The 14,327-nt window shown below is 59.9% G+C and carries 13 protein-coding genes; 11 read left to right on the forward strand and 2 right to left on the reverse strand.

Annotated elements, in window-relative coordinates:
* The first annotated feature begins 93 nt into the window (after positions 1-93).
* The 10 genes from ehuR to doeB all read left to right on the forward strand — a co-directional run bounded on the left by ehuR (position 94) and on the right by doeB (position 9,664).
* On the forward strand, positions 94-1,479 hold the full coding sequence (gene ehuR / locus ACZ9DP_RS03025) for a MocR-like ectoine utilization transcription factor EhuR (RefSeq protein WP_476200185.1): 1,386 nt from the start codon (positions 94-96) through the stop codon (positions 1,477-1,479).
* 120 nt (positions 1,480-1,599) lie between these two features.
* A complete protein-coding gene (gene ehuA, locus ACZ9DP_RS03030; RefSeq protein ID WP_074072807.1) occupies positions 1,600-2,385 on the forward strand; it encodes an ectoine/hydroxyectoine ABC transporter ATP-binding protein EhuA in 786 nt (261 codons plus the stop codon).
* A gap of 50 nt (positions 2,386-2,435) precedes the next feature.
* Entirely contained in the window at positions 2,436-3,275 is an 840-nt protein-coding gene (ehuB, locus tag ACZ9DP_RS03035; RefSeq protein ID WP_074072806.1) for an ectoine/hydroxyectoine ABC transporter substrate-binding protein EhuB, read from the forward strand.
* A 69-nt stretch (positions 3,276-3,344) separates the two neighbouring features.
* The gene (gene ehuC, locus ACZ9DP_RS03040) at positions 3,345-4,004 is read left to right on the forward strand and encodes an ectoine/hydroxyectoine ABC transporter permease subunit EhuC (RefSeq protein WP_074072805.1); all 660 of its coding nucleotides are present in this window, start codon (positions 3,345-3,347) and stop codon (positions 4,002-4,004) included.
* Between the two features lie 4 nt (positions 4,005-4,008).
* Entirely contained in the window at positions 4,009-4,668 is a 660-nt protein-coding gene (gene ehuD, locus ACZ9DP_RS03045; protein ID WP_074072804.1) for an ectoine/hydroxyectoine ABC transporter permease subunit EhuD, read from the forward strand.
* A 1-nt stretch (position 4,669) separates the two neighbouring features.
* Positions 4,670-5,449 carry an ectoine utilization protein EutA gene (eutA, locus tag ACZ9DP_RS03050; protein ID WP_476200186.1) on the forward strand — a complete coding sequence of 260 codons (780 nt, stop codon included), beginning with the start codon at positions 4,670-4,672 and terminating at the stop codon, positions 5,447-5,449.
* 4 nt (positions 5,450-5,453) lie between these two features.
* Positions 5,454-6,455 carry a hydroxyectoine utilization dehydratase EutB gene (gene eutB / locus ACZ9DP_RS03055; RefSeq protein ID WP_476200187.1) on the forward strand — a complete coding sequence of 334 codons (1,002 nt, stop codon included), beginning with the start codon at positions 5,454-5,456 and terminating at the stop codon, positions 6,453-6,455.
* Complete coding sequence (gene eutC, locus ACZ9DP_RS03060) at positions 6,452-7,444, forward strand: ectoine utilization protein EutC (RefSeq protein ID WP_074072801.1); 993 nt, start codon at positions 6,452-6,454, stop codon at positions 7,442-7,444. Before eutB ends, eutC begins: the two co-directional genes overlap by 4 nt.
* A 32-nt stretch (positions 7,445-7,476) precedes the next feature.
* Positions 7,477-8,658 (forward strand): ectoine hydrolase DoeA, encoded by a 1,182-nt coding sequence (gene doeA, locus ACZ9DP_RS03065; protein ID WP_476200188.1) that lies wholly within the window; start codon positions 7,477-7,479, stop codon positions 8,656-8,658.
* Positions 8,659-8,665: 7 nt separating this feature from the next.
* Positions 8,666-9,664, forward strand: a complete 999-nt coding sequence (doeB, locus tag ACZ9DP_RS03070; RefSeq protein ID WP_476200189.1) for a N(2)-acetyl-L-2,4-diaminobutanoate deacetylase DoeB — start codon at positions 8,666-8,668, stop codon at positions 9,662-9,664.
* A gap of 126 nt (positions 9,665-9,790) precedes the next feature.
* Here the strand turns inward: doeB and ACZ9DP_RS03075 are convergent, their stop codons facing one another.
* Positions 9,791-10,828: a class I SAM-dependent methyltransferase gene (locus ACZ9DP_RS03075; RefSeq protein WP_476200190.1), complete on the reverse strand. Its 1,038-nt coding sequence runs from the start codon at positions 10,826-10,828 to the stop codon at positions 9,791-9,793.
* Positions 10,829-11,087: 259 nt separating this feature from the next.
* Here ACZ9DP_RS03075 and ACZ9DP_RS03080 point away from each other — a divergent pair, with 259 nt between their 5' ends.
* Positions 11,088-13,091, forward strand: a complete 2,004-nt coding sequence (locus ACZ9DP_RS03080; RefSeq protein WP_476200191.1) for a putative bifunctional diguanylate cyclase/phosphodiesterase — start codon at positions 11,088-11,090, stop codon at positions 13,089-13,091.
* A 254-nt stretch (positions 13,092-13,345) separates the two neighbouring features.
* Here the strand turns inward: ACZ9DP_RS03080 and ACZ9DP_RS03085 are convergent, their stop codons facing one another.
* Positions 13,346-14,209 (reverse strand): alpha/beta fold hydrolase, encoded by an 864-nt coding sequence (locus tag ACZ9DP_RS03085; RefSeq protein ID WP_476200192.1) that lies wholly within the window; start codon positions 14,207-14,209, stop codon positions 13,346-13,348.
* Positions 14,210-14,327 lie beyond the last annotated feature (118 nt).

The raw sequence follows: 14,327 nt of genomic DNA on the forward strand, positions 1-14,327 counted from the left end.
CCGGCTGCGCAAATCATTCCAAAGGTGAGGAAAAGACAATGGAAGCGCATTTTGCCATTGTCAATTGAACTGATTTTCAGCAGTGTTTAAATCATGACAAATTGGCGCCCCGACCCCTCCCAGCTTCGCCGGCCGGCTTATCTTTCGCTTGCCGAGCAGATCGCCCGTGCGATTGCCGACGGAAAGCTTTCGGACGGTGACCGGCTGCCGCCGCACCGAAAGATGGCCGATGACCTGCAGCTTTCCGTGCAGACGGTGAGCCGGGCCTACGACGAATTGATCCGACGCGGCCTGATAGCGGGGGAGATCGGCCGCGGCAGCTTCGTGCAGACGCAGCCGCGCGAGCCCGAACCGCCCTACCTGCCCGAGCGGCTCGGCGAGGTGATCGACCTTTCGATCCTCAAGCCGGTCTGCGAGCAGGTCCATCTTGAAAAAATGCGCCAAGCCTTCGCGTGGCTTTCGGAGAATCTTCCATCAAGTTCGGCCCTGTCTTTCAGACCAAACATGGTCTTTCCGCGTCACCGCGCCATTGCGGCGGACTGGCTGTCGCGCTGCGGCCTGGACGTCTCTCCGCTAAATATCTGCCTTACGAATGGTGCGACCTCCGGCATGACCGTCGCGCTGATGAGCGTTGCCCCGCCGGGCTCCACCGTTGCGACCGAAGCAATCAGCCACCATACGCTCGTGCCGCTCTCCACCTATCTCGGCCTTCATCTGGAAGGTTTGGCGATCGACGAGGAGGGCATGATCCCCGAAGCGCTCGACGAGGCTTGCCGCAAGGGCCCGATCCGGGCGGTCTTTCTGCAGCCGTCCGTCATCAACCCGATGGCGGCGCTGATGAGCGCCAAGCGCCGGCAGCAGCTTGCCGATGTCGCCGCGCGCCACGATATCGCGATCATCGAAAACGACATCCTGGGTCCGCTGGTGGAGGATCGCGCGCCGCCGATTGCCGCTTTTGCGCCGGAGCGCACGCTCTATGTCACGAGCTTCACGAAGATCACCGTACCGGGCTTGCGCATCGGCTATCTCGCAGCGCCTGACCGCTACGTCGCCGCCGTTGCCAACCGCCATCTCGTTTCGAGCTGGATGGCGACGCCGGCGATTGCCGAAATCGCCACCCGGTGGGTAAGCGACGGCACGGCTCTGGAACTTGTCAGGTGGCAGCGCGAGGCGCTGAAGAGCCGGCATGCGATCGCCGCAGAGACGCTGACGGGCCTTGCCTATCGCGCCCATCCCCAAAGCCTGCACGTCTGGCTGCCGCTTTCGGGCGCCCACCAGGAGGATTCCTTCGTGTCGCAGGCCCGCCTGCGTGGCGTTGCGATTGCGCCCGGCACCTCCTTCAGGACCGCCGACCAGGGGTGGACGCCCGCCGTGCGCATCTCACTCGGCTCGACCACGGAAGGCGAATTGCGCACCGGCCTTGGGATTGTCGCATCTCTGGCGCAAGGAAATCCCGAGGCGCTGTTGCTTGCGATTTGACGCGACTGCTCGCGAAATGAGCAGCGTCAGAATAATTGTCATGATATTATTTTGCGAATTGACATGATTTGGATCGGCCGTCATCGTTAGTGCATTGCCTGTCTCAACAGGGAGAGATGAATGACGGCGCCGATCATCCGCATCGACAACATCGTCAAGAAGTACGGGCCGCTGACCGTGCTCGACGGTTTGTCGATGAATGTCATGCCGGGCGAGAAGCTGGCTCTGATCGGGCCGTCCGGATCGGGAAAGACGACCATCCTTCGCATCCTGATGACGCTTGAATCGATCAGCGGCGGTCATATCGAGGTCGACGGCGAGCAGCTCTATCACATGCCGCGCGGCAAGGAGCTTGTCCCGGCAGACGAGCGCCACCTGCATCGCATGCGTGAGAAGATCGGCATGGTCTTCCAGCACTTCAATCTGTTTCCCCACAAATGTGTCCTCGACAACGTGACGCTTGCGCCGATGCTGACGAAAGGCATCAAGCGCGCGGATGCGCAAAAGCGTGCGATGGAGCTCCTGGACATGGTCGGCATGGCTGACAAGGCCAAGAGCGTTCCTGCCCAATTGTCCGGCGGCCAGAAGCAGCGTGTCGCAATCGCCAGAGCGCTTGCGCTGTCACCGAAGATCATGCTCTTCGACGAGGTGACATCGGCGCTTGATCCCGAACTCGTCGAGGAGGTCTTGAGCGTCATGAAGCACCTCGCGTCGGAATCCGACATGACGATGCTGCTCGTCACGCACGAAATGGGCTTCGCCCACGATTTTGCCGATCGCGTGCTCTTTTTCGACCGCGGCAAGATCGTCGAGGAAGGCAGTCCCAACGACATTTTCCGCAATCCGACGCAGGAGCGGACGCAAACCTTCCTGCGCAAGATCATCGCGGCCGGACATCGCATCTGACCGCTATGCAGCCTCAAGCAATAATCCAAGGAAAACCAGGAGCAGGGAACATGAAAAAGACAATTCTTCTCGGTGCAGCCGCATTGTCCGCACTTCTTTCGGCAGCGATTGCGCCAGCACAGGCCGTCGATCTCGAAGAGCTGAAAGAGCAGGGCTTTGCCCGCATCGCCATCGCAAACGAGCCGCCATTCACGTCGGTCGGCGCGGACGGAAAGGTGTCGGGCGCAGCGCCTGACGTTGCACGGGTGATCTTCGAACGCCTCGGCGTCAAGGAAGTTGTCGCCTCGATTTCCGAATATGGCGCGATGATCCCGGGCCTGCAGGCCGGCCGCCACGATGCGATCACCGCCGGCCTCTTCATGAAGCCCGAGCGTTGTGCTGCCGTCGCCTATTCGGAGCCGATGCTCTGCGACGCGGAAGCCTTCGCCGTCAAGAAGGGCAACCCGCTGAAGCTCAAGAGCTATAAGGATATCGCCGACAATGCGGATGCCAAGATCGGCGCACCCGGCGGCGGCACGGAAGAAAAGCTCGCGCTTGAGGCCGGCGTGCCGCGCGATCGCGTCATCGTCGTTCCGGACGGCCAGAGCGGCATCAAGATGCTGCAGGATGGCCGCATCGACGCCTACTCCCTGCCGGTTTTGTCGATCCACGATCTGATGGCAAAGGCCAATGATGCGAACCTAGAGACGGTTGCACCGGTCGTGGGCGCCCCCGTCTATTGCGATGGTGCGGCCTTCCGCAAGCAGGACGTTGCCCTTCGCGACGCCTATGACGTCGAGCTCAAGAAGATGAAGGAATCCGGCGAGTTCGCAAAGATCATCGAACCCTACGGCTTCTCGGCCGCAGCCGCAATGTCGACCAGCCGCGAAAAGCTCTGCGCAGCAAAGTAAGCCTGCGGACGTCCGGCTCCGCCAACGAGCGGAGCCGGTTTCTCAATCTCCTGAAAGGGACCCGTCCAGATGTCGGTATGGTCCGGCTACCTCACATTGATCCTGGAAGGTGCGCTCGTCACCATCAAGCTCACGCTCATGGGATCGGCATTGGCGCTTGTCATGGCATTCGTGGCTGGGCTTGCGCGGCTTTCGCGCTTCTTCGCCGTGCGGGCGCTTGCAACAGCCTATATCGAGTTCTTTCGCGGCACGTCGATCTTCGTGCAGCTCTTCTGGGTCTATTTCGTGTTGCCCTTTGCCGGGCTCACCCTGACACCGCTCCAGGCAGGCGTTCTTGCTCTCGGACTGAATGTCGGCGCCTATGCGGCAGAAGTCGTTCGCGGTGCCGTCAAGGCGATCGGGCGCGAACAGAGCGAAGCCTGCATCGCGCTCAACCTGTCGCGCTACCAGCGCATGCGCTACATCATCCTGCCGCAGGCGCTGCCCTTGATGCTGCCGACCTTCTGCAACAATGCGATCGAACTTCTGAAAGGGACCGCCGTCGTCTCGCTGATCTCGCTGACGGATCTGACCTTCCAGGCGCAGGTCGTGCGGGCACAGACGGGCAATACGCTGATACCGTTTGCGACCATTCTCGTTCTTTACTTCCTGATGGCCTGGGCAATTTCGACTGCGATGCGCTGGCTCGAGCGGCGCATGACCCGCGGTCTCGACGGAATGAGGGTCTAGATCGATGGAATGGGACTGGGATTTCGTCTGGCAGATCATGCCGACGCTCATCGAAGGCTTCAAGATCACCATCCTTGCGACGGTACTCGGTGCGGTGGTTGCGGCCATCCTGGGCCTTGCGATCGCGCTTGTGCGGCGTTCGCCGATCACCGCGGTATCGCGCGGCGTCGGCTTTTTCTCCGAATTCATCCGCGGCACGCCGCTTTTGGTGCAGCTCTACTTCATCTTCTACGTGCTGCCGGATATCGGCATCAGACTTGCGCCACTCGTCGCCGGCGTCATCGGCCTCGGCCTCCACTATGCGACCTATACTGCCGAAGTCTACCGCGCCGGCATCGAGAATGTGCCGCGTGGGCAGTGGGAAGCGGCAAAGGCGACCAACCTCACCACGCGCCAGGCATGGATCCATGTCATCCTGCCGCAGGCGATCCCTCCGATGATCCCGGCGCTCGCCAATTATTTCATCGCGATGTTCAAGGAGACGCCGCTGCTTTCGGCAATCACGGTGCTCGAACTGATGAACCAGGCCAAGAGCATCGCCAACAGCAACTACCGCTATATCGAGCCGATGACGCTGGTCGGTATCTTTTTCCTGGCGATCAGCCTGATCTCGGTGATCGGCCTGCGCTGGCTCGAAGAGCGCTACGCTCGGACGGAAGACTGAGATGACGGCAACGATCGATATCCTGACGGCAAGCCGCCGTCCGCGGCTGGACGAGCGCCCTCTGGAAAAGCGCGTGGGCCTTGTGATCCTTGCAACCGACCATACGACGGAAGTCGACTTCCAGCGAATGGTCGCGAGCAACCGCATCGGCGTCTATGTGAGCCGCATCCATTACGCCAATCCGACGACGCCGGAAAACCTCCTGAAAATGCAGCCTTCGCTGACGTCAGGAGCAGGTCTCATCCTGCCAGGCGAACCGCTCGATGCGATCATCTATTCATGCACGTCGGCATCGGTCGTCATCGGTGATGCCAAGGTCGAGGCTGCAATCGCCGCTGCAAAGCCCGGCGTGCCGGTCGTCACGCCGACGGCGGCTGCGGTCGACGCGCTGCGCGCCTTCGGCGCAAAAAGAATATCGGTCCTGACGCCCTACACCGTCGAAACAAGCAGGCCGATGGCGGATTATTTTGCACATCTCGGTTTCGAAATAGACCGATTCACCTGCCTTGGGTTCATCGACGACCGCGAGATGGCGCGGATTGCGCCGGACGAGATCGCAGCGCTTGCGCTTGACGCCACTGCGCCAGGCTCCGATGCCCTCTTCATCTCCTGTACGGCGCTGCGTGCCGCCCAGGTCGCAGGCAGGATCGAACGGATGATCGGCAAGCCGGTAGTCAGCAGCAATCTTGCGACTGCCTGGGCCTGCCTGAGGCTTTGCGGCGAGGATCAAGCGCGGCCGGAAGTCGCCCGTCTCATGACGATGCCTTATCCGGAAAATTGATGTCATGACCACGTCTTTGCCAGTCAGCCTAAGGGACATCATTCTTGCGTCCGAGCGCATCTCCAGCCGGGTCCGGAAAACCCCGATCATAAGGTCGGACGCGCTCAGCGAACGTGTGGGCACAGCTGTCTACCTGAAGCTCGAACACCAGCAGATTACCGGCAGTTTCAAGCTGCGCGGCGCCACCAATGCCGTGCTCTCGCTTAAGGCAGAGGAGAAGGCGCGCGGCGTCGTTGCCGCCTCGACTGGCAATCACGGGCGCGCGCTTGCCTATGCCGCGAAGGCGGCGGGTTCTACGGCGACCATCTGCATGTCGCGGCTGGTTCCCGAAAACAAAGTGGCCGAGATCCGCCGGCTCGGCGCAAATGTCCGGATCATCGGGCGCTCCCAAGACGACGCCCAGTTGGAGGTCGACCGTCTTGTACAAGACGACGGGCTGGTCGCGGTCCCACCCTTTGATGACGCCAGGGTGATTGCGGGGCAGGGGTCACTCGGGCTGGAAGTCTTCAAGGATTGCCCCGAGGCCGCAACGGTCCTCGTGCCGCTGTCCGGCGGCGGCCTCGCGTCTGGTGTCGCAGCCGCGCTGAAAGCGATCAATCCGGACGTTCGCATCATCGGCCTCACCATGGAGCGGGGTGCCGCCATGAAGGCAAGCCTTGAGGCAGGGCGCCCGGTGGAGGTCCAGGAAGAGGAGAGCTTTGCCGATTCCCTAGGTGGCGGCATCGGCCTCGATAACCAGCTCACTTTCTCGATGTGCCGCGACTTGCTTGATGACGTCGTTCTTCTGAGCGAGCCGGAGATCGCCGCGGGCATGCGTCATGCCTATTCAATGGAACGCGAGGTGATCGAGGGAGCGGGTGCTGTCGGGGTTGCGGCGCTGCTTGCCGGCAAGATCGAGATCACCGGGCCGGTGGTTGCGATCCTGTCAGGCCGCAATGTCGACATGGAGCAGCATCGAAGTGTGATCAACGGCGCGACCGCGCCTATCAGAAAGGATGTGGCATGAGCTCCATGGTCATTCTGACGGAAGCAGATCTTCGGAAGGTCATCGGCCTCGATCTTGACGCGGTCGCCTGCGTCGAAGATGCCTTTAAAGCGCTGGCGACGAAAGCTGTCTCCATGCCCCCGATCCTGAGGCTCGACGTTCCGGAACATCGTGGCGAAGTCGATGTGAAGACGGCTTATGTCCCAGGCATCGAAAGCTTCGCCATCAAGATCAGTCCCGGTTTCTTCGACAATCCCAAAATCGGGCTTGCGAGCACGAACGGGATGATGGTGCTGCTTTCCAGCAGAACCGGCCTTGTTCAAGCGCTGCTCCTTGACAACGGCTACCTGACCGACGTCAGAACGGCAGCTGCAGGAGCCGTCGCAGCAAAGCATCTGTCCCGCGAGAACTCGAAGGTCGCGGCGATCTTCGGGGCCGGTATGCAGGCGAAACTGCAGCTTGAGGCGCTGATGCTGGTACGGCCGATCCGCGAGGCGCGGATCTGGGCGCGCGATTTTGCCAAGGCGCAGGGCGTTGCCGCGCAGCTCGCGAAGGCGCTTGGGTTGGCCGTCACCGCGGTGGCAGACCCGAAGAATGCGGTCGCTGGGGCCGACGTCATCGTCACGACCACGCCTTCGCAAACGCCGATCCTGAAAGCCGAATGGTTGGAGGCCGGCCAGCATGTGACGGCCATGGGTTCTGATGCGGAACACAAGAACGAGATTGACCCCGTCGCAATCGCCAAAGCCTGGCTCTATGTCGCCGACAGCCTGAAGCAGACGCGCCGGCTGGGCGAACTTCACCACGCGATCGCAACAGGCACGGTTGCCGCCGACGCGGCATTTCCGGAGCTCGGACAGATCGTAGCCGGTCAACGTCAGGGCCGTTCGGACGCCACGCAAATCACGATCGCAGACCTGACCGGCACCGGCATACAGGACACCGCCATCGCCACGCTTGCCTTTGCGCGAGCCAACGCCGCCAACGCCGGAACCATATTCGAAAGCTGACCGGTGCGGCACCGGACAAGGGAGAAAAGACCATGAGTGAGCCTAAACTCAAATTTTCGCGCGAGGAATACGGCGCCCGCCTCGACAAGACCCGAAAGGCGATGGAGGCCAAGGGCATCGAATTGTTGATCGTCAGCGATCCATCGAACATGGCCTGGCTGACCGGCTACGACGGCTGGTCCTTCTATGTGCATCAGGCCGTGATCGTGCCGCCGTCCGGCGAACCGATCTGGTTCGGCCGCGGGCAGGACGCCAATGGCGCGAAGCTCACCGCCTACCTGAAACACGAAAACATCATCGGCTATCCCGATCACTACGTGCAGTCGACCGAGCGGCACCCGATGGATTACCTCTCCGGCATTTTGACGGACCGCGGCCTCAGTAAGATTTCGATCGGCGTCGAGATGGACAATTACTGGTTTTCGGCGGCAGCCTTCGCTTCGCTGCAAAACCATCTGCCGAATGCCCGTTTCGTCGACGCGACGGCGCTCGTCAACTGGCAGCGCGCCGTCAAGAGCGAGACGGAAGTCAAATATATGCGCAATGCCGCCCGCATTGTCGAAGCCATGCATCAACGCATCTTCGACAAGATCGAAGTCGGCATGCGCAAATGCGATCTCGTCGCGGAGATCTATGATGCTGGGACAAGAGGCGTCGACGGGATCGGTGGGGATTACCCGGCCATCGTGCCTTTGCTGCCGTCGGGCGTGGAGGCCTCTGCCCCGCACCTCACCTGGGATGACCGGCCGTTGAAACGGGGCGAGGGAACCTTCTTCGAGATCGCCGGCTGCTATAATCGCTACCATCTGCCGCTTTCGCGGACCGTCTTCCTCGGCAAGCCGACGCAGGCTTTTCTCGATGCGGAAAAAGCAACGCTCGAAGGCATGGAAGCCGGCCTTGCCGTCGCAAAGCCCGGCAATACCTGCGAAGACATCGCCAATGCCTTCTTTGCGGTCCTGAAAAAATACGGGATCTTGAAGGACAATCGTACCGGTTATCCGATCGGGCTTTCCTATCCGCCGGATTGGGGCGAGCGGACCATGAGCCTGCGTCCCGGCGACAAGACGGAATTGAAACCCGGCATGACCTTCCATTTCATGACAGGTCTGTGGCTCGAAGACATGGGCTTCGAGACGACCGAAAGCATTCTGATCACGAAGACTGGCGTCGAGTGCCTCGCCAATGTGCCGCGAAAGTTGATGGTCAAGGACTGATGGGATGATGAGCGATACAATAATGCGCCCATCGCCGATCAGTGCGACGGTCGATTTCGAGGCGGACGGCGTTCAGCATGGTTTCTTGCGGCTGCCCTACAGCCGCGATGATTCCGCATGGGGATCGGTCATGATCCCGATCACCGTCATTAGAAACGGCCGCGGCCCGACCGCTCTTTTGACAGGCGGCAATCACGGCGATGAATATGAAGGGCCGATCGCACTCTTCGATCTTGCCCGCACGCTTCGGGCAGAAGAAGTTAAAGGCCGCGTCATCATCGTGCCCGCCATGAACTATCCGGCGTTCCTGTCGCAGACCAGAACCTCGCCGATCGACAAGGGCAATATGAACCGCAGCTTTCCGGGCAGGCCGGATGGCACGGTCACACAGAAGATCGCCGATTATTTCCAGCGGGTCCTTCTGCCGCTTGCCGATATCGTGCTCGACTTCCATTCGGGCGGCAGGACACTCGATTTTCTGCCGTTTTGCGCCGCCCACATTCTTCCAGACAAGAAACAGGAGGCAAAGGGTTTCGAGTTCGTGCAGGCGTTCGGCGCGCCCTACTCGATGAAAATGCTGGAGATCGACGCCGTCGGCATGTACGACACGGCCGCCGAGGAGATGGGCAAGATCTTCATCACCACCGAGCTTGGCGGCGGCGGGACGGCGACGGCGAAAAGCGCGGCCATTGCCAAACGCGGGGTGATGAACGTTCTAACGCATGCCGGCATCGTTGAGGGTGTCGTCGAAGAGCAGCCCACCCAGTGGCTCGACATGCCGGATGGAGACTGCTTCCTCTTCGCAGAGGAAGCAGGGCTCGTCGAATTTGCAGTCGACCTCGGCCAGCCCGTGAAAAAGGGTGAGGTTGTGGCACGCATCCATCCGGTCGGAAGAACCGGCAGTCTTCCGGTCGAGCTCTGCTCAAGAATGACCGGCATCCTCGCTGCGCGGCATTTTCCGGGACTGATAAAACCTGGCGATTGCGCCGCGGTCCTGGCGGTTTGAACCTGCACAGATGGCTCAAGCGCCGCGCAAAGGCGCGGCGCTGTTGCTGCCTCTTCACGACCGCCGTTCCGGTAAGAGCCGGTCGAGGCGATCTATGTCTCAGGCGGCCCGCATCAGCATCGAACTTCAGGTCTGCAGGATCGCGTAGAGGACGTTCCTGTTTTCGCCGAACTCCACCTTTGCTTCAAACCGATCCTGATTTGGAAGGCCCCCTATAATCGACCACATCTCCGATTGAGAGCGCCATAGAAGAGCCCAGTTCATGAACGTTTCCATATATCCCTCGACGTGTATGTCGCGCGCGAAGTTGGCGAACAGAAATTGACCGCCGGGCTTGAGCATCTGCAGGCAACGTTCGGTAAGCTTCACTGCCACATTGTGCGCAAGGTAGTCGTAGAGGCCGGCCGCGTAGATAAAGTCAAAACGCCCCAGTTGCTGAGAACGTGACAAGAGCGTGCGTACGGAACCATTGATGGCCTCGACCGGACCTCCGGCAAAGTCGCGCGCCACTGATCCGACACTGAGCGGGTCTTGGTCGAGCGCCACCCAGCGACTGATCGCGCCGTCCTGCAACGCCGTCGACTGGTCCGCTTCCCTCAGATGTCCAGCGGCGATCGTCAGGATCTCGGTGTCGCCCGGCCGACCAGATGCGATGGCGTCCACCTTTGCGGTCAGAAGGTTCCGCCTTTCGCGCACAGCGACAGATGACGAAGCTTGCTTTGTGTATGCATAAAGATCCCGTCCCAGAGCGGAAGCCTTTTCGATCGCCGGGTTCATGCTCGGATGCTCGTAAATGAAGTCGAGAAGTTGAGCGTCGCCCGAGTAGCCGCGAGGTTTTTCGAAGGACCAGCGGGTCAGGGGATCTTCAAGAAGATAGGCAGCGACGGGATGTTCGCGAGCAATCGGCGTGAGGCGCTGCCAGACAGAGGAAGGCAGCTTTTGCCTCAGTTCACTCAGCCGCGTCGTCAGATCCCGGACGATTTCTGCCGCCGGCAAGCGGTTCTTGAATTGCTGCTCGCTTAAGGCGAGCAAAACCGCCAGTTCTGCACGCCCTTCAATGAAGCGTTCTTGCAGATACCCGCTGTCTGATAATTTTGAACTCCCCGCGATGAGATCAGGGGTGACGAGGCTAACTCCGTCGAGAGCTGTCTGAGATCGGTTCACTTTGTTGTTTCCGTTAATACTAAGCTAACTATAGAAAAAGAAATTGCCTCGCGCTAGAGTTTAATAAATGGCGCAATAGCGGAAAATTGGTAACCCATTGTGACCCGGCAACCTTGTGCCGGCATGGGGCTTAACCAAAACTTCATCGACAATAACTATCGTCGCGACAACCTTGGCCGTGCCATCTGCAATGACCGCAAATTGTTTCGACGACGCGGAAGCGGACGGAAACCTTTCGATGAGTTCGGGTGAACCGTGCATGAGGCACACGCTGGCAGAAGTCGAGACAACGCTCATTGCGCAGGAAAAGGCTTATCAGTCCTGCGATCTGCGCGCTCTCTATCTCGAACAGGGCGATCAGCGTCGTAGAACGTCGACCCGCGCTGGCCTTTGGTTGGCAGTCACGGTCTATCTGATGTTCTTCGTGACCGACCTGCTTCTTGTTCCCGATGTGGCGATCTTCACCATCATCGCGCGGGTGATCGTCGGGCTCGGAGCCCTGCTCGTGCTTGAAGTTCAACTTCGGCGAGGCGTTCGTACCAACTGCCTCGATCTGACATGCGCGGCCGCCTTGGTCCTGGGCTATGCGGGATGGGTCATTCCGACGCTGTTGACGACAAGAGTTGAAAGTCTGTCCTACTATATGGTGTTCGGCGCGATCTTCATGATGGGCGCGAACCTCTTCTTCAGCTTTCGCTTTGCATTATCGGTTATCGCATCGAGCCTGGTGCTGGCGATATTCCTTGCATCGCTTGCAGTCTTCAGTCCCGGGCCTTCCTACGATCTCGCTTTCGTGACGTTCTACTTATCGTGTTTCACATTCACGTCCTATGTGAATTGGAAGCTTAACAAGGAACGCTTCAACGTCTTCCTCAACGCGCATGAGGCGGACCTCCAGCACCAGGAAGCCTCGGAGCGGGGAAAGGCACTTCTCAGGCTGTCGAATACCGACCCATTGACCGGATTGGAAAATCGAAGGGCCGTCGACCAAAAGTTGCGTGACTTTTGGGAGAAATGGCAAACGCATGGGATCGAATTTGCGACGTTTCTGATCGATGTCGATTTCTTCAAAAAGTATAATGACTTCTATGGTCATCAGGAGGGGGACAGATGCCTCATCGCTGTGGCGACGGCTCTTGACGACGCTGCGGCGTCTATAGGGGCGACGATTGGGCGTTACGGGGGCGAGGAGTTCATCGTAATCGCGGCCCTGCGCAACGATGTGGAGGCTGCGGATCTCGCTGAAAAACTCCGTCTAACCGTCGAAGACCTTAAAATTGCGCACGGGCAGCGTCTCGACGGGGTGCCGGTGGTGACGGTCAGCGTTGGCGCGGCAGTCACAAGACCAGAATCTGGTTCGAAACTTGAGAAAATCATCAACGAAGCGGATCGCGCTCTTTACTCGGCGAAAGCAAACGGCCGCAATTGCGCAGAACTTTTCGATCCGAACGATCCTCAAAGCGGTGACGAAACGGCGCACATAGCCGCACTTTTGAAGGTTGCTGTGGCTCAGGAGCTCGTCTCCCTTGTCTATCAGCCGATTCAAGAGGTCGAAAGTGGCAACGTGCATGCGGTCGAGGCTCTCATGCGACTGAGCATGCCTGACGGCACTGCAGCGCCGCCAAGTCTCTTCATCCCGGTAGCCGAGCGATCCGGTGCGATAATGGAACTTGGCTATTGGGCCCTGCGCACCGTTTGCAGGGAACTGCTGGCTGCAAATCATATCGAACTGGTGAGCGTGAATGTTTCGCCGATCCAGTTGAGAGCACCTGGTTTTGCCTCCTGCGTCGCCGCCGTCCTTTCCGAGACCGGCGTGATGGGCGCAAGGATCGCGTTCGAAATAACCGAGGGGCTTGAACTGGAAATGCATTCGGATGTTATCCGTTGCATTAGCGACCTGAAAGCGCTTGGCATCAAGATTTGGCTGGACGACTTTGGGACCGGCTTCGCGGGTCTTTCCTGGCTTCGCCTGATCGACTTCGACACCGTCAAGATTGATCGATCCTTCCTTCACGACAGCGATACTGCGCGTGGAAGATCCATGCTGCGCGATATAATCCGGCTCATCCGCAATCGTGGGCATCGCATTCTCGTAGAAGGCGTCGAAACGGAAGAACAGCTCGAGCTGATGCGGGAATGCCGAATTGACGATGTTCAGGGATTCCACGTGGGACGACCCGTTCCAGCCTCGGAATTCGCGCGCCGACCCGTGGTGGTGACCACGCCCGATGATGACCTGGCCTACAGCGCGCAAGCCTCCTGATCTGAGATCGTGGCCTTAAGAATCTCCAGCGCTTTTCCTTTACGGTGATGAGGTCGATTTCCCATGCCGGATGGCACAGCGGCTTATGATGCGGTTCACTCGGCCTCGTTTCGTTAACCGCGAAAAAATCTGTCGGCCGCTGGGCTGGATGCGAAGGCTTGCCATGGTGGGCCTTCGCATCCAGCTGACATGCACGTCCACGATTGGCTGCTAATTGTTTCGAGGGGAGCTTACGACGGGCATCGATGCGTACCCTAGTCGAACATGCCCTTCGGCGTCTCGCCCTTCAGGAAGGGCTCGATGAAGGCGTGCAGCAGCTCGGGCTGGTTGATGACAGCCGTGTGTGACGTCGCCGGCATGACGGCGAGGCGCGAGGCCGGCAGCGGCTTGCCCATGTCGCCCATAGTGCCGCCGCCGAGCAGCCGGAACATGGCAACGGAATGTTCGAGGGTCGCAACGTCGGCGTCGCCAGTGACGATCAGCACCGGTGTCTTCACCGCCTTGACGTCCGCTTCCCATGCCATCGGCTCGTGTTCCAGCGCGATCAGCTTCTTGACCAGGGCGGGAAAACCGTCGGGATTGGCGGCAAGCTTGCGATAGTCCTTAGCAAACGGCATGCCGACAAACATTTCCACCGTCATTTGCGGGATGAAGGCCCTGAACTCCGGCTGCCAGCCCTCAGCGTCATAAGCGACGGAGGCTGCGATCAGCTTGTTCACCTTTTCGGGATGGCGGATGGCAACTTGCAGCCCGGCGGCCGCGCCCATGGAGTAGCCGAATATGTCGGCCTTCTTGAGCCCGACCGCGTCCATAAAGGCCGCCACGTCGTCGGCCAGGTTGGGATAGGTAATCGGCCGGTCGATGTCGGTGGTGCGGCCGTGCCCCTGAAGTTCGAGCGCGTAGACCTTATGGGTTTCGGCGAGCTTCGGGACAATTGTTCCCATGGAGGGGATATTCATATAGGCGCCGTGCAGCACGACCAACGGATCGCCATCGCCGGACACTTCGTAATAGATCTGCATGCCGTTGACCTTAACGCGGTTGCCCGCCGGTTGCGCCTCGGCAAGGAGGGAGCTGGTGACAAACAGGGCTGCTGCAATCAGGGCCGTGCGGAACATGGGTCTTTCCTCTCTATCGCGTGCGTTTCGCCAATGCTGATGATAAGACGAAGGTCCCTTGCGCAATCCGACAGGCCAGGGTTCGAAATTTTTCCGGATAATCGGGTGGCAGCGCCAT

It is taken from the genome of Rhizobium sp. USDA 4016 (assembly GCF_056279705.1).